This is a genomic window from Sinorhizobium sp. CB7 (genome assembly GCF_041357635.1).
Classification (GTDB): Bacteria; Pseudomonadota; Alphaproteobacteria; order Rhizobiales; family Rhizobiaceae; genus Rhizobium.
In genome coordinates this window covers 481,416-505,487 of record NZ_JAULLL010000002.1, presented here as the reverse complement: position 1 = coordinate 505,487, position 24,072 = coordinate 481,416, and the positions used below count along the sequence as shown (strand labels likewise).

General features: G+C 58.7%; 26 protein-coding genes, 1 tRNA gene and 1 riboswitch. Of the genes, 14 read left to right on the top strand and 13 right to left on the bottom strand.

The window, feature by feature from the left end; all coding sequences use genetic code 11:
- The first annotated feature begins 1 nt into the window (after position 1).
- Complete coding sequence (locus tag AAE029_RS06560) at positions 2-973, top strand: heparan-alpha-glucosaminide N-acetyltransferase (RefSeq protein ID WP_371071984.1); 972 nt, start codon at positions 2-4, stop codon at positions 971-973.
- A 117-nt stretch (positions 974-1,090) separates the two neighbouring features.
- Here AAE029_RS06560 and AAE029_RS06555 read toward each other — a convergent pair whose 3' ends face one another.
- Both AAE029_RS06555 and mgtE read right to left on the bottom strand, forming a co-directional pair.
- Complete coding sequence (locus AAE029_RS06555) at positions 1,091-1,483, bottom strand: MerR family DNA-binding transcriptional regulator (protein ID WP_371072123.1); 393 nt, start codon at positions 1,481-1,483, stop codon at positions 1,091-1,093.
- 62 nt (positions 1,484-1,545) lie between these two features.
- Complete coding sequence (gene mgtE, locus AAE029_RS06550) at positions 1,546-2,964, bottom strand: magnesium transporter (RefSeq protein WP_371071983.1); 1,419 nt, start codon at positions 2,962-2,964, stop codon at positions 1,546-1,548.
- 310 nt (positions 2,965-3,274) lie between these two features.
- Between mgtE and AAE029_RS06545 the strand changes: the two genes are divergently transcribed.
- The 3 genes from AAE029_RS06545 (at position 3,275) to AAE029_RS06535 (ending at position 5,886) form a co-directional block, all read left to right on the top strand.
- Entirely contained in the window at positions 3,275-3,769 is a 495-nt protein-coding gene (locus AAE029_RS06545; RefSeq protein ID WP_371071982.1) for a peptide deformylase, read from the top strand.
- 75 nt (positions 3,770-3,844) lie between these two features.
- Positions 3,845-4,333, top strand: coding sequence for a BON domain-containing protein (locus tag AAE029_RS06540; RefSeq protein WP_371071981.1), 489 nt, complete (start codon positions 3,845-3,847; stop codon positions 4,331-4,333).
- 764 nt (positions 4,334-5,097) lie between these two features.
- Complete coding sequence (locus AAE029_RS06535; protein WP_371071980.1) at positions 5,098-5,886, top strand: hypothetical protein; 789 nt, start codon at positions 5,098-5,100, stop codon at positions 5,884-5,886.
- A gap of 203 nt (positions 5,887-6,089) precedes the next feature.
- Here AAE029_RS06535 and AAE029_RS06530 read toward each other — a convergent pair.
- Positions 6,090-6,174: transfer RNA gene (locus tag AAE029_RS06530), tRNA-Leu, on the bottom strand.
- A gap of 186 nt (positions 6,175-6,360) precedes the next feature.
- Here AAE029_RS06530 and lipB point away from each other — a divergent pair.
- Positions 6,361-7,089: a lipoyl(octanoyl) transferase LipB gene (gene lipB, locus AAE029_RS06525; RefSeq protein WP_371071979.1), complete on the top strand. Its 729-nt coding sequence runs from the start codon at positions 6,361-6,363 to the stop codon at positions 7,087-7,089.
- A gap of 84 nt (positions 7,090-7,173) precedes the next feature.
- Here lipB and AAE029_RS06520 read toward each other — a convergent pair whose 3' ends face one another.
- A complete protein-coding gene (locus AAE029_RS06520) occupies positions 7,174-7,596 on the bottom strand; it encodes a helix-turn-helix domain-containing protein (RefSeq protein WP_371071978.1) in 423 nt (140 codons plus the stop codon).
- A gap of 311 nt (positions 7,597-7,907) precedes the next feature.
- Between AAE029_RS06520 and AAE029_RS06515 the strand changes: the two genes are divergently transcribed.
- From AAE029_RS06515 to sugE, 8 genes are all read left to right on the top strand, one after another.
- On the top strand, positions 7,908-8,843 hold the full coding sequence (locus AAE029_RS06515; RefSeq protein ID WP_371071977.1) for a DMT family transporter: 936 nt from the start codon (positions 7,908-7,910) through the stop codon (positions 8,841-8,843).
- Positions 8,844-8,940: 97 nt separating this feature from the next.
- Complete coding sequence (locus AAE029_RS06510) at positions 8,941-9,681, top strand: hypothetical protein (RefSeq protein ID WP_371071976.1); 741 nt, start codon at positions 8,941-8,943, stop codon at positions 9,679-9,681.
- Positions 9,682-9,853: 172 nt separating this feature from the next.
- Entirely contained in the window at positions 9,854-11,863 is a 2,010-nt protein-coding gene (locus tag AAE029_RS06505; protein WP_371071975.1) for an acetyl-CoA carboxylase biotin carboxylase subunit, read from the top strand.
- 184 nt (positions 11,864-12,047) lie between these two features.
- Positions 12,048-13,175, top strand: coding sequence for an S-(hydroxymethyl)glutathione dehydrogenase/class III alcohol dehydrogenase (locus tag AAE029_RS06500; protein WP_371071974.1), 1,128 nt, complete (start codon positions 12,048-12,050; stop codon positions 13,173-13,175).
- A gap of 196 nt (positions 13,176-13,371) precedes the next feature.
- A complete protein-coding gene (gene gfa / locus AAE029_RS06495) occupies positions 13,372-13,953 on the top strand; it encodes an S-(hydroxymethyl)glutathione synthase (protein ID WP_371071973.1) in 582 nt (193 codons plus the stop codon).
- 95 nt (positions 13,954-14,048) lie between these two features.
- Positions 14,049-14,510 (top strand): YaiI/YqxD family protein, encoded by a 462-nt coding sequence (locus AAE029_RS06490; RefSeq protein ID WP_371072122.1) that lies wholly within the window; start codon positions 14,049-14,051, stop codon positions 14,508-14,510.
- Positions 14,510-15,343: an S-formylglutathione hydrolase gene (gene fghA / locus AAE029_RS06485; protein ID WP_371072121.1), complete on the top strand. Its 834-nt coding sequence runs from the start codon at positions 14,510-14,512 to the stop codon at positions 15,341-15,343. The genes AAE029_RS06490 and fghA overlap by 1 nt, the downstream gene beginning before the upstream one ends.
- A gap of 131 nt (positions 15,344-15,474) precedes the next feature.
- The gene (sugE, locus tag AAE029_RS06480) at positions 15,475-15,789 is read left to right on the top strand and encodes a quaternary ammonium compound efflux SMR transporter SugE (RefSeq protein WP_371071972.1); all 315 of its coding nucleotides are present in this window, start codon (positions 15,475-15,477) and stop codon (positions 15,787-15,789) included.
- Between the two features lie 41 nt (positions 15,790-15,830).
- Here sugE and AAE029_RS06475 read toward each other — a convergent pair whose 3' ends face one another.
- The 7 genes from AAE029_RS06475 to crcB form a co-directional block, all read right to left on the bottom strand.
- Complete coding sequence (locus tag AAE029_RS06475) at positions 15,831-16,220, bottom strand: DoxX family protein (protein ID WP_371071971.1); 390 nt, start codon at positions 16,218-16,220, stop codon at positions 15,831-15,833.
- A gap of 335 nt (positions 16,221-16,555) precedes the next feature.
- The gene (locus AAE029_RS06470) at positions 16,556-18,088 is read right to left on the bottom strand and encodes an acyl-CoA carboxylase subunit beta (RefSeq protein ID WP_371071970.1); all 1,533 of its coding nucleotides are present in this window, start codon (positions 18,086-18,088) and stop codon (positions 16,556-16,558) included.
- 86 nt (positions 18,089-18,174) lie between these two features.
- Positions 18,175-18,639, bottom strand: a complete 465-nt coding sequence (locus AAE029_RS06465) for a hypothetical protein (protein ID WP_371071969.1) — start codon at positions 18,637-18,639, stop codon at positions 18,175-18,177.
- Positions 18,640-18,706: 67 nt separating this feature from the next.
- Positions 18,707-19,492, bottom strand: coding sequence for an ATP12 family chaperone protein (locus AAE029_RS06460; protein WP_371071968.1), 786 nt, complete (start codon positions 19,490-19,492; stop codon positions 18,707-18,709).
- A gap of 9 nt (positions 19,493-19,501) precedes the next feature.
- The gene (locus tag AAE029_RS06455) at positions 19,502-20,155 is read right to left on the bottom strand and encodes an HAD-IA family hydrolase (protein ID WP_371071967.1); all 654 of its coding nucleotides are present in this window, start codon (positions 20,153-20,155) and stop codon (positions 19,502-19,504) included.
- Entirely contained in the window at positions 20,152-21,150 is a 999-nt protein-coding gene (locus AAE029_RS06450) for an RluA family pseudouridine synthase (RefSeq protein WP_371071966.1), read from the bottom strand. The genes AAE029_RS06455 and AAE029_RS06450 overlap by 4 nt, the downstream gene beginning before the upstream one ends.
- A 136-nt stretch (positions 21,151-21,286) precedes the next feature.
- A complete protein-coding gene (gene crcB / locus AAE029_RS06445; protein WP_371071965.1) occupies positions 21,287-21,664 on the bottom strand; it encodes a fluoride efflux transporter CrcB in 378 nt (125 codons plus the stop codon).
- A gap of 158 nt (positions 21,665-21,822) precedes the next feature.
- Between crcB and AAE029_RS06440 the strand changes: the two genes are divergently transcribed.
- Entirely contained in the window at positions 21,823-22,107 is a 285-nt protein-coding gene (locus tag AAE029_RS06440) for a hypothetical protein (protein WP_371071964.1), read from the top strand.
- 56 nt (positions 22,108-22,163) lie between these two features.
- Here the strand turns inward: AAE029_RS06440 and AAE029_RS06435 are convergent, their stop codons facing one another.
- Positions 22,164-23,162, bottom strand: coding sequence for a DUF1775 domain-containing protein (locus tag AAE029_RS06435; protein ID WP_371071963.1), 999 nt, complete (start codon positions 23,160-23,162; stop codon positions 22,164-22,166).
- Between the two features lie 100 nt (positions 23,163-23,262).
- Positions 23,263-23,643 (bottom strand): hypothetical protein, encoded by a 381-nt coding sequence (locus AAE029_RS06430; RefSeq protein ID WP_371071962.1) that lies wholly within the window; start codon positions 23,641-23,643, stop codon positions 23,263-23,265.
- 196 nt (positions 23,644-23,839) lie between these two features.
- Positions 23,840-23,928, top strand: a riboswitch (glycine riboswitch).
- The last annotated feature ends 144 nt before the right edge of the window (positions 23,929-24,072 follow it).

The following is a 24,072-nucleotide window of genomic DNA, read 5'->3' as shown; positions in this document are numbered from 1 at the left end:
GATGGTGGCCATTGCCGACAGCACGGACGCGCCGCGTAAGATGCCGCGCGTCGGCATTCTCGATACGGCGCGTGGGGTCGCGCTCATTGCCATGGCGACCTATCACTTCACCTGGGATATGGAGTTCATGGGCTATCTGGCGCCGGGAACCGCCGAAACCGGATGGCTGAAGATCTATGCCCGGGCGATTGCCTCAAGCTTCCTCTTCCTCGCAGGAGTGAGCCTCGTTCTTGCTAACTATCCGGAAATACGCCCGCGGCCATTCTTGAAGCGACTTGGGATGATCGTGGTCGCAGCGGCTCTTATCACCGTGGTGACCGTCTTTGCGATGCCGAACGGCTTCATCTTCTTCGGCATATTGCACAGCATAGCCGCTGCCAGTGTCCTTGGTTTGCTCTTCCTGCGTCTGCCGCCGGCAATTACGATCCTCGCCGCTGTTGCTGCTGTGGCTGCACCAAACTATTTGCGTTCGGCCACCTTCGATGCGCCTTGGTTTTGGTGGATAGGGCTGTCCGAGCACCTGTCCCGCTCGAACGATTACGTGCCGATCCTGCCGTGGTTCGGTCCATTTCTGTTCGGGTTGGGCGGAGCGCGCATCGCAATTTCGCTGGGTTGGCTCGAACCGCTGGCGTCGCTCGGCACCGGCGATAGCCCGTTCGCGCGCCTGGGGCGCCATAGCTTGCTGTTCTACCTCCTGCATCAGCCGATCCTGATCGCGATAGCCTATGGTCTGTCGATCGTCGTCCCACCCGCCAAGCCAGATCCGACCGAGACCTATCTCAATCAGTGTCAGAGTGGCTGCGCGCAGCAGCAGCAGGAGGAAGCGCTCTGTCGACGCTTCTGCCAATGCACATTGGATAAGCTGCAAGCGCAGAACCTGTTTACGCCTTTCCAGTCAGGCGCAATTCAGGCCGATAAGGATGAGCGGATGTTGGCGCTCGCGCAGGAGTGCTCCGCAGCCGCAGAGCAATAGTTTTGCTACTGCATGTTTCCTTAAGTCGGGATCGATGTAAGGATAAAAACATGCAGCAATTCAAACTACTACAGCGCCCTTTGTGCGTCTTGTAACACGCACGGCGCTGTAGGAGGTTCAGGTTCCGACCCCGATCTCCGCCAGCCGTGTCAGGCAGGCTTCCTCGATGTGATCGAGTTCAGTCAGCGTATCGTCGATGTCCTTGCGCTTCTGGCGCAGCTCCTCGCGCTTTTCGTCGACACGCTTCATGAGCAGCTTCAATTGTCCCAGTTCTCCGGGAGGCTCTTTGTAGACCTGGATGATTTCCCGAATTTCCGCGATCGTGAAGCCGATGCGACGACCGCGCAGGATTTCCTGGATGAGACGACGATCTGCGGGCCTGAAAAGGCGCGTACGCCCGCGCCGTTCGGGATGGATGAGCCCCTCATCCTCGTAAAAGCGCAACGTGCGCGTCGAGACCCCGAATTCGCGCGTTAGCTCCGTTATGCTATAATATTTATTCACCAGCAGTTCGCCCCCGTCTTGGACGGATGATAATATTGACTTTTACGTAATAGTCAATTTCCTGTCAGCTAACGGATTTGGAACCACCAGGTCGCAAGTCCGAGGAAGGCAAAGAATCCGGTGCAATCCGTCACGGTCGTCACGAAAACGGATGAAGCGATGGCCGGATCGGCGCCGAGCCTGTCGAGCAGCAGTGGCAGGAGAATGCCGGCCAGGGCCGCCGCCATCAGGTTGATGATCATCGCTGCAGCGATGACGCCGCCGAGCTGATAATCATGAAACCAGAGGGCTGCGATCGTCCCCATTATGGTCGCGAAAAGCGCGCCGTTGACGAGCCCCACCCCCGCCTCCCTGCGGATGATGCGACCGGCATTATAGATGTCCAGATCGCGGGTTGCGAGTGCGCGAACCGTCACCGTCATTGTCTGCGTGCCGGCATTGCCCCCCATTGATGCGACGATCGGCATCAGCACGGCAAGTGCGATCATTTTTTCGATCGAGACGTCGAATAGGCCAATAACACTCGCCGACAGCATGGCAGTGCCAAGATTGATCACGAGCCACATGAAGCGCGAGCGTACGGTCGACACGATATTGTCCGACAGTTCTTCGTCACCGACACCGCCAAGACGCTTGATGTCCTCGTCCGCTTCCTCATGGATGACGTCGACCACGTCATCGATCGTCAGCACCCCGACCAGCCGGCCGTTCTCGTCGACCACAGCGGCCGAAAGCAGGTCGTATTGTTCGAAGAGCTGCGCTGCCTCCTCCTGGTCCATCTCTGCCGGTATCGGATGGGTGGTCTCGCGCATGACGGTTTCGATCTTCGTCTGCCGCTTGGTGCGCAGGATCCGGTCGAGATCGACGGCGCCGAGAAGCTTGAAAGTCGGATCGATGACAAAGATCTGCGAGAACGAATCCGGCAGCTCTTCCTCGTCGCGCATGTAGTCGATCGTCTGCCCCACCGTCCAGAATGGCGGCACCGCGACGAATTCCGTCTGCATGCGCCGGCCGGCCGAGCTTTCAGGATAATCGAGGGCGCGCCTCAGCCGCACCCGTTCGGTGAAGGGCAATTGCGCAAGGATCTCTTCCTGGTCTTCCCGGTCGAGATCTTCGAGAATGTAGACGGCATCGTCGGAATTCAGCTCGCCGATCGCGGCGGCGATCTGCTCGTTCGGAATCTGGTCGACGATTTCGCGCCGAATGGCCTCGTCGACCTCGGTGAGCGCCGTCATGTCGAAGTCGTCGCCGAGCAGGTTCACGAGCGCCAGGCGCTGATCCGGCTGTATCGATTCCAGCAGGTCGCCTATTTCCGATTCGTGCAGACGCGCAACATTCTGCCGCAGGAAGAGCGTGTCGCGATCGGCAATCGCTGCTCCGACGAGCGCCAGGAAGTCCGATCTGACGTTGCCGTCCTCATCATAGATGTCGGCGTCTTCGCTGCCGGAATGCTTGCGGATGCGGTCATCTTCGTCGGTGGTCGTCATCTGCCCGCCCTCGCGCATTCGAAGTTACACGGATTGCCAAAATTACACGAACTGCCAGACCACCATCGAGAATGGTGGTCGAAAAATCATTGTCAACAATTGGATAGCCAAATGTCGGCCGCTCCGCCGGAAGCGGAAGCACCTGTCCCCTGCTAGCCCAATCCCGTGTCAAGGTCCAGCGGGAAACCGACCCGAAACGAGACCGATAGGCTGCGCCGGACCGTTGGAGGTGCGAATGATAATTGGATGACAGACAGGCGGCCGCAGGCTACTTCTCCGGTATCATTCATGAACAAAGAGCCTGTACGCCTTGGCTGTCCGTCCCATCCTCCGCTTTCCTCATCCCGGCCTGAGCAGGGTTTGCGATCCCGTTACCGTCTTCGACGAAGCGCTGCGGCAATTGACCGGTGACCTCCTTACTACGATGCGTGCCGCACCCGGTATCGGCATAACCGCGGCGCATATCGGGATATTCCAGCGCGTGATTGTCCTGGAGCTTAGCAAGGAGGATGGTGTGCGCGTCCAGATCAATCCGGAAATCCTGTGGTCTTCACCCGAGTTGGCGCGTTTTACAGAAGGCAGCGTCTCCATGCCCGGCGTGACCGACGAGGTGACGCGACCGAACGCGATACGCCTGCGCTACCAGGATCTGGACGGAGAAACGCACGAGGAGGAGGCTGAAGGCTTTTTTGCCATCTGCATCCAGCATGAGATCGACCAGCTCGACGGCATTTTCTGGCTGCAGCGCCTTTCCAGGCTGAAACGTGACCGGCTGATCAGGAAATGGGAAAAGGCACGGACCTGATACCGGTCAAACTTTTGGAGAACCAATCTCTCGTGGCTGCGTTTCCAAAAAATAGAAACGCAAGGAGTGGCGAAGATGGCGATCAATCGCAAGACCTCCCGCACGGAGGATTACCGTGACTATGAAGAGCGCAACCGCGACGAGGGCTGGCCCTACTCCGATGTTTCCGGTTCTGCCGGAACAGGCCCGGATAACCGCGCCTATGGAGAAACGGAGGCGAACTTCGAAAGCGATCCCAACGGTGGTTTCCGCGTAGACGGTGTGGACGCGAACGGAAACGAAAACCGCCTGAAGGATTCGCTGCGGCCCAACACGATCGATCGTGATGACAGCGATGAGCTGGAGGTGAAGATCTCTGAAAACCTGGAAAATATCCCAGATGTCGACACCAGCAGCATCGACGTTCACGTCGACGGCCATGTCGCGACCTTGGAAGGGACTGTTGAGACAATCGGCATCGCGCGGAAGGTGGAACTCGGCGCCCTCTCCGTCGACGGCGTGCATCATGTGCGAAACAGGCTGCAGTTATCGGGCGTGGATGCTAACCTCCCCAAAGAGGATTGACATACTCTATTCATATCTGAATGGAACCAGATAGCGCCTTCTGCTATTATTCCGGCAGGAGGAGAAAGCGATGAATCCTTTCGAGTATTTTTCGCTTTTTGACTTCATCCTCGTTGTCGCGCTCGGACTGGTTTTCTTGGCGTCGTTGCTGGATGAAATCAAGCACTAGGAGCGAGAGGCTCCGACGAAGATAGGATGCTCCGGCCTTCGGAGCATAACATCTGAGTGTTTGCTCGAATTCCACAAATCTGAAACGGAAGTGTCCAGTGGTCCGGCGCGCTGTAAATCACGCCGGTCGCAAACCAATCCCATTTTTCCTGAGTGATATCTCGCCGAACCTAAATGGTCGGCGGATCGAATGCAGTTTTGCCCTGCCAAGCCGTTCCTGCTGCACGCGTGCCAACAGGATCGCCAAAGCATGCAACTCGAAGCCATCGAACTGTTTCCTGCCCGCGTCCTTAACAACGGCTTTAACAGTTACGTACTTGCGCGGAAGGATGTGGCGGCGAAGCTACAGCCGTGCTCTGCCGTTTCACCAGTGCGCCAGGAACGAGTAATGCGGAGAGTTTTTCGACACTAAGGGGGGAAATGAGCTGTTGCTTATCGCTTCGAAACAACCGCTTCGCTCTGTAACGATCGATTATTTGTCTGGCCATGGGATAGATTTCAACGGAGGAAGACCGATCCGAGGAAGTATCGCTCATGCCATGCCCGAGGGGAGCGGGCAGAACTCCGAGAACGGGAGAGCAGCAGGGGGAACTGCTATGAAAGCTCGTGCAATCCAGATTTTCATCTGTCTTCTTATACTATCGGTCAGCACGTCGGCACGAGCTGCCGATCTGCTGCCCGCCTTGGCGCCTCAACCGCAGGCCGAAACCAAGGACGGCTGGTCGTTCACCGTCGCTCCCTATTTCTGGCTTGCGGGTATTTCCGGTGATACGGGCGTATTCGGATTGCCGACTGTCGACATCGATCAAAGCTTCAGCGACATTATCTCCGATCTCGATTTCGGATTCATGGCGGCAGGCGAAGCCCGCTACGGTCGCATCAGTATTTTGACGGATATCCTCTACATCAGGATAACGACCGACGCCGCAACCCCAAGGGGCATTATCGCTTCAGAAGTTGATCTGAAGTCGGAAACGTTCACTGCTTTTGTCGGCGGCGGCTACACGGTCCTGGAGGATAACAGGGGTCGTCTGGACGTCACCGGCGGTATTCGGGTGTGGGATGTCGATACCAAGATCTCATTCACCGGCGGCCTTCTCGGAGGCAGGTCCAGGAGTGATGGGGCAACCTGGGTGGACGGGCTCGGCGGCTTCCGGGGAACCTATTCGATCACGCCGCAGATTTACCTTACAGGCTGGGCAATGATCGGTGGCGGCGGCGCCGATCTCGATTGGGATGTCCTGGCGGGCATCGGGTATAATTTCGATAACCGGATCTCGGCTGTTGCCGGTTATCGCGCGCTCGGCGTGGACTACAGCGACGACGGCTTTGTCTTCGACGCCATCCAGCACGGACCGATCCTTGGCGTGGCGATCCGCTTTTGAGACAGGCCGCACCGGGAGGACTTTTCTCGAAAAAAGAACGGCGGATGAATACAATTTCCCGCGCCGGCCGGGCATGCTTTATCGGCAGCCTTCACAGAGCGTCAGCTGACATATACGTTACAGGAGATTTGAATGCGCGAGCTACGATCATGCGACTATGTCGCTCGCATGGGCCGAACGAAGAAACAATTCGACTTGAAAAATGGTGCGGTCGAGAAGACTCGAACTTCCACGGGTTGCCCCACAGCGACCTCAACGCTGCGCGTCTACCAATTCCGCCACGACCGCATCGTGGTAGGTGCCGAATTGCTCCGGCGCGGCTGCATGTAGCAAAAGCCTTTGGGGTGCACAAGGGCAGTATGACAGTTTTTTTGAAAACCGTTCGGGCATTTGAATAACGTCCCGGAAAGCGCCATATAACTTCCTTCATTGCCCGGCCGGCGCTGCTTCGCCGTAGGGCGCGAAGGGCTTTTCATGCTGCGCACCGATCTCGAATTTTCCATGCTCCCCCTCGCCGGCTCTCCCCCGGTACGCTGGCGTATCGCCGAAGGACTTGTCCCCTATGAGGAAGCCGTTGCGACAATGGAGCGCGAGGTAGCCGCAATAGCCGAGGGCACGGCCGATGAGCTGGTTTGGCTGCTGGAACATCCGCCGCTCTATACGGCCGGCACGAGCGCGACCGCCGACGGACTGGTGCAGCCTGACAGGTTTCCGGTTTTTGCGACCGGCCGCGGCGGCGAATACACCTATCACGGCCCCGGACAGCGCGTTGCCTATGTCATGCTCGACCTCAAACGGCGGCGACAGGATGTGCGCGCTTTCGTGGTCGCACTCGAGGAAGTCATCATTCGCACGCTCGATTCGATGAATGTCAGGGGCGAACGCCGCGAGGATCGTGTCGGCGTCTGGGTGCGACGGCCGGAAAAGCCGACCCTGCCCGATGGGACGATGACCGAGGACAAGATCGCGGCACTCGGCATTCGCTTGCGCAAATGGGTGACCTTTCACGGCCTGTCATTGAACGTCGATCCCGATCTCGACCATTTCAGCGGCATCGTGCCCTGCGGGATATCCGCCTATGGCATCACAAGCCTAATTGATCTCGGACTGCCGGTGATGATGGCGGATGTCGATATCCGTCTGCGCCAAGCCTTCGAATCGGTTTTCGGGGAAACGATAGGCGACGGCCTGCCGAAAGCTTAATGCGTGTCGCGCATAAGTGTGCAGCGGTTTGCGGCAACGACACGCATGAAACAATATCTAAAGCCTGTCGCGTGGCGACAGGTTTTAGTGTGCGACGTCTTTGCCGAGACTCTTGAGCCTCAACTGGTGATCGAGACGGTCGAGCTGCCGGCTGGTCGATTCGATGAGCCGACCGATGTCCTGATAGGCGGACTTGAGGCGGGAAAGCTCGATCCTGACCGCCTCTATCGCACGTTCGTCACTAACCTCACCCGGTCCCGTTCCGGCACCTGTCATCAGCCACATCGGGGACACGCCGAGAATCCCCGCCATATTGAGGAGCCGTGACGGGCGCGGTTCCGAACGGTCGGACTCCCATGCCAGCAAGGTTTCGCGCCGCACGCCGAGTTGATTCGCAAATGATTCGACGCTGATGCCGGCCGCCTCACGCGCGGAGGACAAGCGTCCTCCAAGTGTGTCGTCACTTTCGTCCGAAAATACGGTCGTTTCCTGTTGTGCTTTCAACATCCGGTACGCTCCTTATGGACCATGCCGCTCAAGCATCGCGCGTCTGTCTCGCGCTTTTTCACTTTTGAATTTGCGCATTTCCCCGGAGGACCTGCTCCAACGGGGCATGCGCTGAGCATTGCGGCATATCTAACGAAATTCGTCCGTCAACATAGGTCTGCCGACGTCATGCGACCACCCCGTTGCGGCCATATTGATGAAATGTCGGGCGACTCCGGAATTCATACGGTGCCTTGGATGTCCTGAAAGATGCTTGCGCTTGATCAGGTCGTCATCCTGTGGTTGATGGCAGCAAAGAGAACCTGTCCCCGATGTCCGATATCGCAGCAACTTCCACCCATAACAACCGTCTTCAGGGAATGGCCATCATGGCAAGCGCCATGATTATCCTGCCGGCGATGGATGCGATTGCAAAATATATGGCAACCTTTGAGGCCATGTCGCCCGGGCAGGTGACGTTCTACCGCTTCTTTTTCCAGCTCGTGTGCACCCTGCCGCTGCTTCTTGCGATGTTCGGCCTTTCGGCGCTCTCGGCAAAACGCCCCTGGATGAACCTGCTGCGCGGCGCCCTTCACGGTGCGGCAAGCCTCCTGTTCTTCGTCGCGGTCAAATACATGCCGCTCGCGGACGTATTCGCCATCTATTTCGTCGAGCCCTTCATGCTGACGGCGCTCTCCGCGCTCTTCTTGGGCGATAGGGTTGGCTGGCGGCGTTGGGCGGCGATCGTCGTCGGCTTCGGTGGCGCCATGATCGTCATTCAACCGAGTTTTGAAATTTTTGGATGGAAGGCGCTGCTTCCGGTCGCCTGCGCCTTCCTCTTTTCGCTCTATCTGTTCATGAACCGCGCGATCGGCGAGGCCGATTCGCCACTGGCCATGCAGACCATGGCGGGTATTGGCGGTACGATCTTCATGGCGGGGGCACTCGTCGTTGGCAGTGGCCTTGGCGTAGACGATTTCCAGATCTCGCTCCCCTCCTCCTGGCTGGGCCTCGTGCTGCTGCTGATCCTGGGATCGATTTCGGGCTACGCGCATATGCTGATTGTGCGTGCCTTCCGCATGGCGCCGCTGTCCCTCCTCGCACCCTTTCAATATTTCGAGATCATCTCCGCAACCGTGCTTGGCTACGTCCTGTTCGGCGATTTTCCGAACCTTTCGAAATGGATCGGCATCGCCATTATTGTGGGTTCCGGCCTTTTCATCATCTGGCGCGAGCGACTGCAGTCGCGATCCTTAAAATCCTCCTGAATTCGGTGAAGCGGTGTTAACTCCGCTTATTGAGACATCTTAAAGACCGCGGAGCTAGAACCAATTCCGGTTTCATGAAGAAACCTGGAGATGAAAGATGAGCGAGTTTCGCCTCTCTTTTCCGGCATGTATCGTCGCCGGGAAGCATCGGTTGGCGACCGACGACCTGTTGATGCTGCGCAAGTTCACCTTTCCGGACGGTATTCGGACCTGTGACGACGTGGTGACGGTGCTGGCGCTGCAGAATTCCTGCCCCGAAAAATGCTCCGAGTGGGACGCCTTCTTTGTGGAGGCCCTGACTGAATTCATCGTCCATTACACCTATCCGCAGGGATCGCTGGACGAAGTCAACGCCGCCTGGCTCATCAAGACTTTTGCGACGGACGGCGTCGTGAACTCAGTCGTGGAATTGGAATTGCTCCTCCACGTTGTGGAAGTCTCGGCCCATGTCCCAGGCGATCTCAGCGCTTTCGTGCTGGATCAGCTTCGCATAGCCGTCACCGACGAGGTCGGTGCCTACCATCTCTCGCGACCGATCGCCCGGAAGGGGATCACCCGCCACGATGTGGACTATGTTCATCGCGTGCTGCGGCGGTCGACAAATAACGGCGGGATCGCACTTTCTCCGCCCGAAATCGCCGTCCTGGAGCGGATCGACATGGAGATGACGGCCGCATCGTGCCATCCTCGGTGGTCCGACTTGATCGACGCGGTCCATATCCGCGACATGGACAAGGAGGAACCGCGCAGAAGCCGCTGGCTGCGGGTTGCAGATAATATGCTGCGCCCCGATACCGACGAAAGCCTCCCGTCTTCCGACCGCTTTGCCGCGGCCTAATGCATGGCGCGCAAAAGTGTGTAGCGGTTGCGATAACGATACGCATGAAACTAGTCCAAAGCCCGTCGCGTGAATCTCTGTTCACGCCGCGGCTTTAGTATCCGGCTCATTGAATAGCCCCGCCTTTTATGGCTAAAACGCTGGAATAGATTTCGAGGTGGGGTGGAGTCCTATGTTCAAGAAAATCCTAATCGCTAACCGTGGCGAGATCGCTTGCCGCGTGATCAAGACTGCGCGTCGCATGGGGATAGCGACGGTTGCAGTCTATTCCGACGCGGATCAGGACGCCTTGCATGTCGAGATGGCGGATGAGGCCGTGCATATTGGTGCCGCACCGGCATCCGAGAGCTATCTTGTTGCCGAAAAGATCATAGCCGCCTGCAAGGAGACGGGCGCCGAAGCTGTTCATCCGGGTTACGGCTTCCTCTCGGAACGGGCGTCCTTTTGCGAGTCGCTGGAGAAAGAGGGTATCGTCTTCATCGGTCCCAAGCCGAAGGCTATCATGGCCATGGGCGACAAGATCGAATCCAAGAAATTCGCCAATAGCGCCAAGGTCTCCACCGTGCCCGGCTATCTTGGCATCATCGAAGATGCGGACCATGCCGAGAAGATCGCTGCAGAGATCGGCTATCCGGTGATGATCAAGGCATCTGCCGGCGGCGGCGGCAAGGGCATGCGCATCGCCTGGAGCAAGTCAGAGGTGCGTGACGGTTTCGACCGGGCCCGCTCCGAGGCCAGAAGCTCTTTCGGCGATGATCGCGTCTTCATCGAGAAATTCGTGGTTGAGCCGCGCCATATCGAAATCCAGGTTTTGGCCGATGCACACGGCAACGTCGTCTATCTCGGCGAGCGCGAATGTTCCATCCAGCGTCGAAACCAGAAAGTGGTTGAAGAAGCGCCCTCGCCTTTTCTCGACGAAAAGACGCGCAAGGCCATGGGTGAACAGGCGGTGGCGCTGGCCAAAGCTGTAGATTACCAGAGTGCTGGTACCGTTGAATTCATCGTCGACCGCGACCGCAATTTCTATTTTCTGGAGATGAACACGCGGCTGCAGGTCGAGCACCCCGTGACCGAACTCGTAACCGGCATCGATCTCGTGGAGCAGATGATCCGTGTGGCGGCCGGCGAGAAACTGCCCTTCCGACAGAAGGATGTCGCGCTCGATGGCTGGGCTGTCGAAAGCCGCCTTTATGCCGAAGACCCCTATCGCAATTTTCTGCCTTCGATCGGACGCCTGACGCGCTATCGCCCACCGCGGGAAGGCCGGTCCGGCAATAGTATCGTCCGCAACGACACCGGTGTTTTCGAAGGCGCCGAGATTTCAATGTACTATGATCCGATGATCGCCAAACTTTGCACCTGGGCGCCGTCAAGGCTCGAAGCCATAGACGCCATGGCCGAGGCGCTGGACGGCTTCGTCGTTGACGGTATCGAGCATAACATGCCCTTCCTCTCCGCCCTGATGAAGCATCCGCGCTGGCGCGAGGGACGGCTTTCGACAGGTTTCATCGCAGAGGAATATCCTGACGGTTTCGCGCACATACTGCCGGAGAAAGCCGAGGCCGAAATCCTGACGGCGGTCGCCCTCTCCGCCGCGCTGATCGAGGCGAACCGTCGGGAACGCTTCGCCGATCGGCTGCGTCCCGCATCCGGGCCTGTACCGGAGGAATGGATGGTCAAGCTCGACAAGGACTACATACCGGTGAAACTGCTGGAGGGTCTTGTCACCGTTCCCTTCGAGATGGATATGCAAATCGACGGTAAGGCAATCTCCGTCCGCACCGATTGGCGCCCGGGCGACGCGGTCTGGATCGGCCTGATCGATGGGCGCAGGGTTACCGCCCAGATACGCCCCATCCTCAACGGTCTCCGTATCGACTGGCAAGGCTTTTCGCTCAGCGCCCGGGTGTTTACGCCAGCCCAGGCCGAACTCGACAGGGTAATGCCGGTCAAACTGCCGCCGGATACGTCGAAATTGCTGCTCTGCCCCATGCCTGGCCTAGTCGTGGCGATCGCGGTCGCCGAGGGCCAGGAGGTCAAGGCCGGCGAAACGCTTGCCGTTGTCGAGGCCATGAAGATGGAGAACGTCCTGCGTGCCGAGCGCGATCTGATCGTCGGCAAGATCAAGGCGCGGCAGGGCGAAAGTCTTGCAGTCGACGCCGTGATCATGGAATTCGCCTGATCTCATGCATGCCATCATCTTCGTGATCGACAGGCTCTCTTGACGCTTCTGTGCAAGCCTGCGACGCGGAGGGACAAGGTTGCCGAAAAGTGGGGCGGATGGCGGGATTTCGCTTGAGCAGTCCCCTTTTGCCATGCGAAAATAGCGCAATCAAATCAGCAAATCAGCAGGGAGACTTCAGAAGATGGATGTACGCGCCGCCGTTGCCGTTCAGGCAGGAAAACCGCTGGAGATCATGACCGTCCAGCTTGAAGGCCCGAAAGCTGGCGAGGTGCTGGTCGAGGTGAAGGCGACGGGCATCTGCCACACCGACGACTTCACTCTGTCGGGCGCCGATCCGGAAGGTTTGTTTCCGGCAATCCTCGGCCATGAAGGCGCCGGCATCGTCGTCGATGTCGGCCCCGGCGTTACCTCGGTGAAGAAAGGCGACCACGTCATCCCGCTCTATACGCCGGAATGCCGGGAATGCCCGTCCTGCCTCTCGCGCAAGACGAACCTCTGCACAGCGATTCGTGCCACCCAGGGCCAGGGCCTGATGCCGGACGGCACGTCACGCTTCTCGATCGGCAAGGACAAGATCCACCACTACATGGGCTGCTCGACCTTTGCCAATTATACGGTCCTGCCGGAGATCGCCGTCGCCAAGGTCAATCCTGATGCACCCTTCGACAAGATCTGCTACATCGGCTGCGGCGTGACGACGGGCATCGGCGCCGTCATCAATACGGCCAAGGTCGAGATGGGTGCGACGGCAATCGTTTTCGGCCTTGGCGGCATCGGTCTCAACGTCATTCAAGGCCTCAGGCTCGCCGGCGCCGACATGATCATCGGCGTCGACCTCAACAACGACAAGAAGGCATGGGGGGAACGCTTCGGCATGACGCATTTCGTCAATCCGAAGGAAGTCGGCGACGACATTGTCCCCTATCTCGTCAACATGACGAAGCGCGGAGCGGATCAGATCGGCGGCGCCGATTATACCTTCGACTGCACCGGCAACACCAAGGTGATGCGCCAGGCGCTGGAGGCTTCTCATCGTGGATGGGGCAAATCCGTCATCATCGGCGTCGCCGGCGCCGGTCAGGAAATCTCCACCCGGCCTTTCCAGCTCGTCACGGGCCGGACATGGATGGGCACGGCCTTCGGCGGTGCACGCGGCCGCACCGACGTGCCGAAGATCGTCGACTGGTATATGGAGGGCAAGATCCAGATCGATCCGATGATCACCCATACGATGCCGCTGGAAGATATCAACAAGGGCTTCGAGCTGATGCATTCGGGCGAAAGCATCCGCAGTGTGGTCCTATACTGAGAGAACGGGGGGAGCCCGTCACGACTTTGAAATAGCGCACGGCCTTTTCGCAAATCGATCGTGATTTCGTAGCCGTGGACAATCCATCGCATCATTTCAAAATCGGAATCGATTTAGGAGCGACGCGGTAGATTAAGTGAGCGCGCCCTTGTGCGTCCATTTCGGAGGCTCGGCGCGCTAGGAAGAGGAGCTGAACATGCCAGGTCAAGTATCGATACATCCGGCGATTGATGGCGGAGTGAAGGCGGGACAGGCGAACTTCAGCGGCGGGACGCTGGTCTGTGCCTGCACCGAGCGTCCGGTCAAAGTCGAGATAAAGGGAACGATCGCCCACAATCACGCTTGTGGTTGCACCAAATGCTGGAAGCCGAAGGGTGTCGCCTTTTCGATCGTTGCCGTCGTCCCGCATGAGAACGTTACTGTCCTCGAAAACGGAGACAAGCTGCAGATCGTTGATCCGGACGCGCTGATCCGCCGCCATGCCTGCAAGCAATGTGGTGTGCATATGTACGGGCCGGTCGAACGCGACCATGCCTTCAAGGGGCTCGACTTTATTCATCCCGAGCGCTTCGAGGAGGGCGGCTGGCCAGAGCCCACCTTCGCGGCCTTTGTCTCGTCGATCATCGAGTCCGGCACGCCGCCCGCCGAAATGGCCGCCGTGCGTACCCGGTTGAAGGAACTCGGTCTGGAACCCTATGATTGCCTTTCGCCAACGCTGATGGACCTCATTTCCACCTTTGTGGCGAAGAAGTCGGGTGCCTTGAAGGAACGAGCATAAATCCTCGGATCGGGATTGATTTAAGACGCTCACATCCAATAAGCCATGACTGCGCGTCTTCCCAGGTGCGCAGTCAAATGAAGAAGATTGTTTTCATGATCTACGTCGACGCAGACGCCTGTCCGGTCAAGCCCGAGATCCTCAAGGTTGCTGAACGCCACGGCATTGAAGTGACATTCGTTGCCAATTCCGGCCTTCGGCCATCTCGCGATTCGATGGTGCGCAATGTCATTGTCTCCAATGCCTTCGATGCGGCCGACAACTGGATCGCGGAGCATGCCGGACCGGGCGACGTCGTCGTGACAGCGGATGTGCCGCTTGCAGGTCGCTGCGTCGCCGCCGGTGCATTGGTGACAGGGCCGACGGGGCGGATTTTCGACAACGCCAATATCGGCATGGCGACTGCTATGCGCGACCTTGGCGCCCACCTGCGCGAGACCGGCGAAAGCAAGGGCTACAATGCCGCTTTTTCGCCTCGCGACCGTTCGCAATTTCTCGAAACCTTCGACCGGCTCTGCCGGCGGGCGAAGAGCCTGAAATCATCTGGAGATGAATGATGAAAGTCCTTTCCCAGAATACCGCCTTCGGCGGGATGCAGGGCGTATACTCGCATGAGTCCGAGGCCTGTCAGTGCGAGATGACCTTCGCGGTTTTCGTACCGCCAAAGGCGATCAAGGAACCCTGCCCTGTTCTCTGGTATCTTTCGGGCCTGACCTGCACCCATGCCAATGTCATGGAAAAGGGCGAGTACCGACGCATGGCCTCCGAACTCGGTCTCATCATCATCTGCCCGGATACCAGCCCGCGCGGCAACGAGGTTCCTGACGAGCTGACGAACTGGCAGATGGGCAAGGGTGCCGGCTTCTATCTCGACGCCACGGAGAAGCCCTGGGCCGAAAATTACCGGATGTATACCTATATCACCGAAGAACTGCCAGCTTTCGTAAGCCAGCACTTCCGCATGGACATGGAAAGGCAGGGCATCTTTGGCCACTCGATGGGTGGGCATGGCGCCATGACGATCGCGCTGAAGAATCCTGATCGATTCCGGAGCTGCTCGGCCTTTGCCCCGATTGTCGAGCCATCGACCGCCGATTGGTCGGCGCCGGCCTTTGAAAAATATCTGGGAAGCGATCGCAGCGCTTGGCGTCAGTACGATGCCTGCGCCCTGGTAAAAGATGGGGCACGCTTTCCGGAATTCCTGATCGATCAGGGCAAGGCGGACGGCTTTCTCGAAACCGGCCTCAGGCCGTGGCTTTTCGAAGAAGCGGTCAAAGACACGGAAATCGCTCTGACCTTGCGCATGCATGAGCGATACGACCATTCCTATTACTTCATCTCGACCTTCATGGACGATCATCTGAAGTGGCATGCCGAGCGGCTGGGATGACGAAGATCCGCATATGGCCTTGAACTCCGAACCGTAACGACGCATATCAATTCAGCCGCAGACGACTGCGGCTTCGCTTCACCGGCGAAGCATATCGCGGGGACGGCCTCGCTCCTCAAACGGAGAATAAGATGGCCTGGTTCCTGTTGTTTCTCGCCGGCTTGTTTGAATGCGGCTGGGCAATTGGCCTCAAATATACCGAAGGCTTCACGCGTCCCCTTCCCACCACATTGACCGTTGTCTCCATGGTCGTCAGCGTCGTGCTTCTGGGGCTGGCGGTTAAAAATCTTCCGATCGGCACGGCCTATGCCGTCTGGACCGGTATCGGCACGGTGGGAACGGTCTTGCTCGGTATCTGGCTTCTCGGCGATGCGGCGACCGTGACGAGGCTTGCCTGTATCGGTCTGATCGTCGCAGGCATTGCCGGATTGAAGCTTACGGCATGATGAGCCAATCGATGCAGCGAACAATGTATCCGTTTAGGATCTCAAACTCGTCGTCCGTCTAGTGACCAGGCGCCGGCGCCGGCAAAGACGAGGTAGAGGAAAATGAAGCAGAACAGCACCGCCCCGTCGCCTTCGTTGATGGCGGGAAAGAAGCTTACAGGCAGGTGCTCCAGGAAATAGGCGAACGCCATTTCGCCGCTCAGGATGAAGGCGACCGGTCGCGTGAACAACCCAAGGAGCACCAGTATCCCGCCGATAAGCTCGATGACGCCGGCGACGATGAAGATCGTCGGCATCTGATCGCCGAAATTAGCTTCCGGAAAATTGAAAAGCTTCTGTGTCCCGTGTTCGATGAACAAGAGTGCCGTGACTATCCTGAGTAAAGCCAGAGCAAATGGTCGATATTGCTCGATGCGCTCGTAAGCCGACATGATACCCCCCGTTCGATTTGGCGCTGCAACCGCCCACTACAGCGCCGTGCGCCTTATAAGACGCACAAAGGTCGCTGTAGCACTTTGAATGCATGTTTCCTTAAATCGGCTCCGATTTAAGGAAACATGCAGTAGAGCCGGATGATTTCAGGTCGAATCGACCTGAAATCTGAAGCCATTTCTCAGTCAAAAGTTAGAGCGGGATGTTGCCCGAAAAACCGCAGACACCTTTTCGGCACCCCGCTCTAAGGGGACTTGCGAATGCAAGAAAAGCTATTATTGCCGAGGCGATCGACCTCGGCACCACATTAACACGCCAGCGCCGGATTTATTCGTTATAGCGGAATATTGTCGTGTTTCTTCCAGGGATTGGCGAGATCCTTGTTGCGCAGCATCCGAAGTCCGCGCGCCAGCCGGCGGCGTGTCGAATGCGGCATGATGACTTCGTCGATATAGCCCCGTTCCGCCGCCACGAAAGGCGAGAGGAAACGGTCCTCGTACATCTTCGTATGGGCGGCGATCTTTTCCGGATCGTCGATATCCTTGCGGAAGATGATTTCAACCGCGCCCTTGGCGCCCATCACCGCGATCTGTGCCGTAGGCCAGGCATAATTGAGGTCGCCGCGCAGGTGCTTGGACGCCATCACGTCATAGGCGCCGCCGAACGCCTTGCGGGTAATGACCGTCAGTTTTGGCACGGTTGCCTCTGCATAGGCGAAAAGGAGCTTGGCGCCGTGCTTAATCAGGCCGCCATATTCCTGCGCGGTTCCCGGCAGAAAGCCCGGAACGTCGACGAAGGTGACGATCGGAATGTTGAAACAATCGCAGAAGCGCACGAAACGGGCCACCTTGCGCGAGGCGTCGCTGTCCAGGACACCGGCAAGCACCATCGGCTGATTGGCGACGAAGCCGACGGTCGAGCCCTCAATCCGCCCGAAGCCGCAGACGATGTTCTTGGCAAAGCTCGCCTGGATTTCGAAGAAATCGCCCTCGTCCACCGTCTTGAGGATCAGCTCTTTGATATCGTAAGGCTTGTTGGCATTCGCCGGAACAAGCGTATCGAGCGACATGTCCATATCGGTCACCGACTGATAACATTCGATCTCCGGCAGCGGCGAGGTATTGGAAAGCGGCAGGAGATCGACGAGGCGCCGCACCTGCAGCAGCGCATCGATGTCATTGTCATAGGCACCATCAGCAATCGAGGACCGAGTGGTGTGAACGGTCGCCCCGCCGAGCTCTTCGGCTGTGACCGTTTCATTAGTGACGGTTTTGACGACATCCGGACCGGTGACGAACATGTAGGACGTGTCGCGCACCATGAAGATGAAATCAGTCATCGCCGGCGAATAGACGTCGCCGCCTGCGCAGGGTCCCATGATGATCGAGATCTGTGGAATGACGCCGGATGAAAGCACATTGCGCTGGAACACCTCGGCATAGCCGCCAAGTGCTGCCACGCCTTCCTGGATACGGGCACCGCCTGCATCATAGATACCGATGATCGGCGCACGATTCTTGAGCGCCATGTCCTGCACCTTGACGATCTTTTCCGCGTGCGCTTCGGAAAGCGAGCCGCCGAAGACCGTGAAATCCTTGGCGAAGACGAATACGGTGCGGCCGTTGATCGTGCCCCAGCCGGTCACAACGCCATCACCCGCAATCCGGGCCTTGTCCATGCCGAAATCGGTGGAGCGGTGTTCGACGAACATGTCGAACTCCTCGAAGGAGTCTTCGTCGAGAAAGATCGCGATGCGCTCGCGCGCCGTCAGCTTGCCACGCTTGTGCTGCGCCTCGATGCGGGCCTGACCGCCACCGAGCCGGGCGCTCTCACGCCGTTTTTCCAGTTCTTGAAGCACTTCCTTCATCGGCTTCCTCTTCCCGTTGATGCATCGGTTTAGCATGCGGCTTCAACGCTTTGAAGCGCCGATGACATCCGTCGCAGAAATCCGGATCATCGACCGGGCGGCGTATTCAGAGAGAATATTGCGCGCACGCGCGCTGCGACATCCTCCGCCATGATCTCGTCGACAAGCCTCGGGTCGCTTGCAATTGTCGTTACTTCGAAAGAGGTAACGGCGATGACTTCGCCGCTATCCACCGATGCGGCATTGACTTCGATCTTCGCGCTGTTGCGATCCTTCTGATAGCCCTGCTCCTTTTCCACGCTGACGACACGGATTGTCACCACGACCCGCGGCAGCGGCGTGTCACGGACAGTTGCCGCGATCGCCGCGTTCACGCGATCGGCGATTCCTGCAAGAAGCTCACGTGGAATATTGGGCCCCGACAGAACGACGGCGCTGCGCACATCGTAGACCGGCGACGGCGGCGGTTTGTTGAGAAGACTACCGCAACCGCTCAACACCAGGCATATGACCAGAGGCCGCCACAAACGCGACGCCGTCAACAAAAGCATGATTCGAATCCCGACCGAGAGCAAGCCGGGCAAGATTTCGTCAGGACGCGTTGTAAATCAATATGTTTCAGCTTCTTAAGGCTGAAAAAACATCTACCGCGGCCTGAAAGTCCTCGAAGCGTTTCGTCCGCCTCTGCTCCGCCTCCTCGTCGCGGCCCCAATGCTCAATCGTCCAGTCCTCATCCAGATGGGCAAGCGACCAGATCTCATCAAGCGGGAAGCGCCCTTCGGCAAAGGCGAGTGCGAGAAGCGCCGAACCTGTCAGCGTCGTTATGGTATGCAGACTGGCAAGCTCCAGCGCCGTGTCGTACTTGCGCAGACTCACGGCGAAGGCCGCGACCGCTTCGCGCGGCTGTTCCTGGTGGATGACGCCTTCGGCAAGGATGAAGCGTGCGCCGAGATCCTGCGCCGCCCAATCGATCACCGGATCCCAGCGGTCGGATTGGCGGGCGACGAGATTTGCCGGCCCTTCGGCACGATAACAGACAAGATCCGTTGCGGAAAATCTGAGGATGTCTTCGAAAACGGCCTGCCGATCCGTCGCAACGCCGTCCAGGGCGGTGTTGACCAGGCGCGTCACCGGCATCGTACCGGGGTCGACCACGTCAATCTGACGCTGCCACTCCGTGGCGACGAGCTCGGCAAGAGCCTTTGTCGGCACGACGAGAAGCTGGCGTGCGGGCGTGCGTACCGGCCTGCCGTCCAGTTCTATGGCAAAGTCATCGCCGCTCTCTGCGACGGTAGCATTCTTATAGAACCGCTTCGGCAACGGTCGCTTCATCTGGATCTGGGCTCGGCGAATGGGATCGGCATGGCTGAGACCCTCGGAAAGATCGTTCAACAGATCGCGCATGGCGTCACCTCAGGGAATATGGCTCAACAAGTCTTGCCGATGATGGATAATGGCGTCGGCACCCGAATTCACAAGGTCCTCGACGCTTGCATAGCCCCAGGACACACCGATCGCCGTCGCACCGGCGGACTTGGCCATCTGCATGTCATAGACGGCATCGCCAACGACAATGCTGTCCCGCGTATCGAAGCCAGTCTCCTGGCAGCATTCGGTCACCATTGCCGGATGTGGCTTCGAGGGGCAATCGTCGGCTGTGCGTGAAGCGATGAAATGGGGCGCAAACCCATGTGTTTCAAGGACATGTGTCAGTCCCCGACGCGATTTGCCGGTGACCGCGCCAATCAGCAAATTGTCATGGGAGGCAAGCGTCTCAATCAGCAGGCGGATACCATCGAACAGCGGGACCGTCATGCCAGGTTCTGCGCGGACATCGCCATAGATGGCCTTGTAATGGGCGGTCATTGCTACCGTCTCGTCGTCCACATGCGGTTTGCCTTGCAGGCGGGCTATGGCGATGTCGAGCGTCAGACCGATGACGCCCTTGGTCGCGAAGACCTCCGGGCGCGAATAGCCGAAGTGTGTGAAGGTGCGCGCCATGGTCTCGTGAATCACCCGCACGCTATCGACCAGGGTTCCATCGCAGTCGAAAAGGACGAGCTTCATGCGTCATCCGGATCGTCGGCGGCATCCAGGTCGAAGCCGAGCAGGTTCCAGCTCTGGACCATGTGTGGCGGCAGCGGCGCGGTTACGCGTAAACGTCCGCCGGAAGGATGCGGTATGTCGATATGGCGGGCATGGAGGTGCAACCGCTTCTGGATACCGCCGGGAAAATCCCAGTTCGGATCATCGATGAAATACTTGGGATCGCCGATGATTGGGTGACCCATGTGGAGCGCGTGGACTCGGAGCTGATGGGTTCGGCCGGTATAGGGCTCCATCTCCAGCCATGCGAGACGCTGTGCTGCGGTTTCGATGACGCGGTAGTAGGAGACCGCATGATCCGCCCCCTCCTCGCCGTGTTTGGCGATGCGCATGCGGTCGCCGTCGGCCGTTGCTTCCTTGACGAGCCAAGTGGAGATTCGGTCCTCGTGCTTGCGCGGCACGCCCTTGACAAGGGACCAGTAGGTTTTCTTCGTGTCGCGCTCACGAAAGGCGGCCGTCAGCTTCTGTGCTGCGCCGCGGGTGCGCGCCACGACGAGGACTCCGGACGTATCGCGGTCGAGCCTGTGTACGAGCCGCGGTTTCTCGCCCTTTTGGCTCGTCCAGGCGTCGAGCATCTTGTCGATATGGCGACTGACCCCGGATCCGCCCTGCACCGCAAGACCTGCAGGCTTGTTGAGCACATAGACCTTGTCGTCCTCGTGGAGCAGCATGCGCGCCAGAAGCTCCGCGTCGCCGGAATGCTTCAGCTCCCTTCCTGCGATGGGGCCGTTCTTTGCCCCTTTGGCATCGACCTCGAGCGGTGGCACGCGCACCATCTGGCCCGGCTGAATGCGGGCATCCGTCTTCACGCGGCCGCCGTCGACCCGCACCTGGCCCGAGCGCAGGAGCTTCTGCAACTGCCCGAAACCGAGTCCCGGATAATGGACTTTGAACCAGCGGTCGAGCCGCATGCCGGCCTCGTCGGGCTCCACCTTGATATGCTCTATGCCAGCCATTCCTGCTCTTTCAAAAAGTCGCGAAAATACGGCGGTACCGCCTTTTCATGCTGGCTTTAGATCATTTTCAAGCAAAGTGGAAACCAGAATCATCGCCGCGAAACCGCTTTATTGACGCCTGCCTAAAAGGAACGCCTTAGAACAGTGTGCGAACGACAGCCAGCCCCGCGAACACGGCCGCCAGCGAAAGGCAGATGCTTGCCGCTATGTAAATGGCCGACAAGCCGGCTCGGCCGCTCTCGAAAAGTGAAAGCGCATCGAGCGAGAAGGCAGAAAATGTCGTGAACCCGCCGAGAAAGCCGGTGATCAGTAACAGTCGAAGTTCAGTGGAGGCGCCGAACTTGCGAGTGATCAGCTCGGCAAGAAGGCCGATGACAAAACACCCGGCGACATTGACGGCCAGCGTGCCCCACGGAAAGACAGGCCCCAGCAATCGCAGAGCCCAGACCCCGACATAGTATCTCAGAACGGAACCGACAGCGCCGCCGGAGGCGACAAGGAGAGCTTGCGTCATGATCGCCGTTTAACCCGGCGGAAGCGGATTTCCAAGCACCGGAAATGCCGCAGCCCGCGAATTCTTACCAATGGTTAAAATGCCAGCGGATTTCTTCAGAAAAGACCAACGGCTAAAAGATATGAAGGAAAGATTACAGACGCGAATGGATGAGGAAATTGACGCAGGTCATCACCGTTTCGGCCAATACGGCGGCCTATGCCATGGAAGCCCTCAAGCCGCAGGCCAGGGTTCCGAGCAGTATGGCTGCGCGTGAGGCCAAACGCCTGGCTGCACGGCAGGAACGGGACGCCGGCGACTTAGATGCCCCTCTCCTGACGATCAGTTCCACCGAGGTCGCGCTTGAGCTCCTGACCATGGGTAATCGCCAACCGCAGGCAGGCGTCAGGCATGCGATCGAATCCTACGAGGAATCTTCGGATCACACCGGATCCGAAGAGTAACTCGCGGACGGCAGAAGGCCGCTGGGGTCGTCCCTTCCCTGCGGCCTTTTGCATTTCTACTTGCCCCGGGCCGAGACGGTCGGCAGTTCGATATCGATCTTGCCGGCCTTCTCGAAGGTGAGCGTCACTGGAACCCTGCCGCCTTCCCTGAACGGCTCTTTCACCTGCTCGAACATCATGTGTAGCCCGCCGGGAACAAGCTCTACCGTCGCGCCGGCTGGAACAGAAATGCCGTCCTTGAGCTCACGCATCCGCATGACGGTCCCCTGCATCTGCATCTCGTGCAGCGCGACGTGACCCGCTGTGCTCGAGGTAACGGAGACCAGCCTGTCATCGCTCTTTCCGCTGTTATGAATTGTCAGGAATCCTCCGCCGACCGGCTGGCCCGGGAGCATCGCTTTGGTGAAGCCCGCGGAAATCTCGATCTCGCCGATCTTTGCCCCCGCAACCGACTCCGGAGTGGCTGCTGCTGCGGTCATGCCGCCCATCTTCATGCCGCTCATATCCATTCCCGCCATATCGTGATGGCCATGACCTTCTGCCGCGATGATTCGCAGAACCGGTGCTGGGCTCTTCAATGAATGGGGATTGACGCCCTCGGCCGCGACCTGATCCCAGACTTCCGAAACATCCCCGCAGACCTGCGTGACCGGGAAAGCCAGCGATGCCCCGGCGGCAATTCCGGAAATCGAACCGCGCAGGACGAAAGTATCGTAGAAATCATCGGAAAGATCGCCGTTCTTCCAACGGACTTCGAGCGGCCCGGACTTCACCTGCTCCCCGTGATTGTCATAGCTCTTCTGATAATCGCCCTTGATGACCTCGAGCTCCCAGCCCGGCTTTGGCTGCGGTTTTGCGAAGGCAAAGCCTTCGGGAAGTTTCACCCGGATTTCTGTCGTGGCCTTACCATCGCAACCGTGCGGAACCTGGAGGGTTGCGATGAAAGTGCTGTCCTGCGGGGCGTCGCCATCGAGGAATGTCACATGGGCATGGGCTGCCGACATGATGATGGGAGAAAGGATGGCCGCGAGACCGAACGTCTTAACTGCTTTCATTGGATATCTCCTGCCCGGCTGCCGCGCTTCGTTGCCTGGCATACGGGATTTGCCGCTTGGGCGGCATTGATTGACGTCAATGATACGGACTGGCTGGAGATCAGGCCAGTCCGGGTGGCGCACGCGAATTGGCGCGGTCGATCGAACGATTGCCGAAGATCGCTGTCTGGGAGGGGAGCGGATTGTGCAACGACGCGAGGCTGTGGCGCAGCCACGCTTCATCGTCGGGCTCCGGCAGGATGATCAAAGCGGTCAGCCTGCAGGCTTCGCAATTGGGTTTGTAGACAGGCTTGCCGCCGTCGTCCTTGACCGTCACGCAGAGCGACGCATAGGTGCCGTCGGGCAGCTTATATTGGGCGGTGCTGTAGTCCGGGTTCGCGCCGGCAGCCTGTGGAACCTGATGGGCAAAGCCCAGCAAAAGCAGGCCGATCGCGCAGAGCGCGTGCAACGCCACCGCCAGGGCCCGGCTGCTTTTTTTCATCTGGTCCCTCTTCCAGCTGGAAGTCGCGATATCCGTTTTTCGCATCAAATGCAAAAGCCCATTTGCCGCAGTCTCCCATAGCTTGGGATCATTCGTGGGCTTGGGCACTGAAGCCGGGAGCCGAAGTCGCGACAGAAATTTGTTTTGCAACGACATTTGTCTCTTGCCAACTCACGCGGCGCCCAGATAATGGCGAACGACCTTGTTGGGAGAAGCTGGCGACGCGCCGGTGCCGAAGGAGCAACCGCCCCGGAAACTCTCAGGCAGAAGGACCAGCAGGGGCAGACGGAACTCTGGAGAGAAACGCTTCAAGGCGTTCGCCGAAGGGATAACAATCTCAGGCAACGGGACAGAGGGGGCTCAAGAGACGGGCGCAGCCGTGCCCATGATTTGAGCCGCGCTTCTATAAGCGCAAACCCGGAGGCGTCA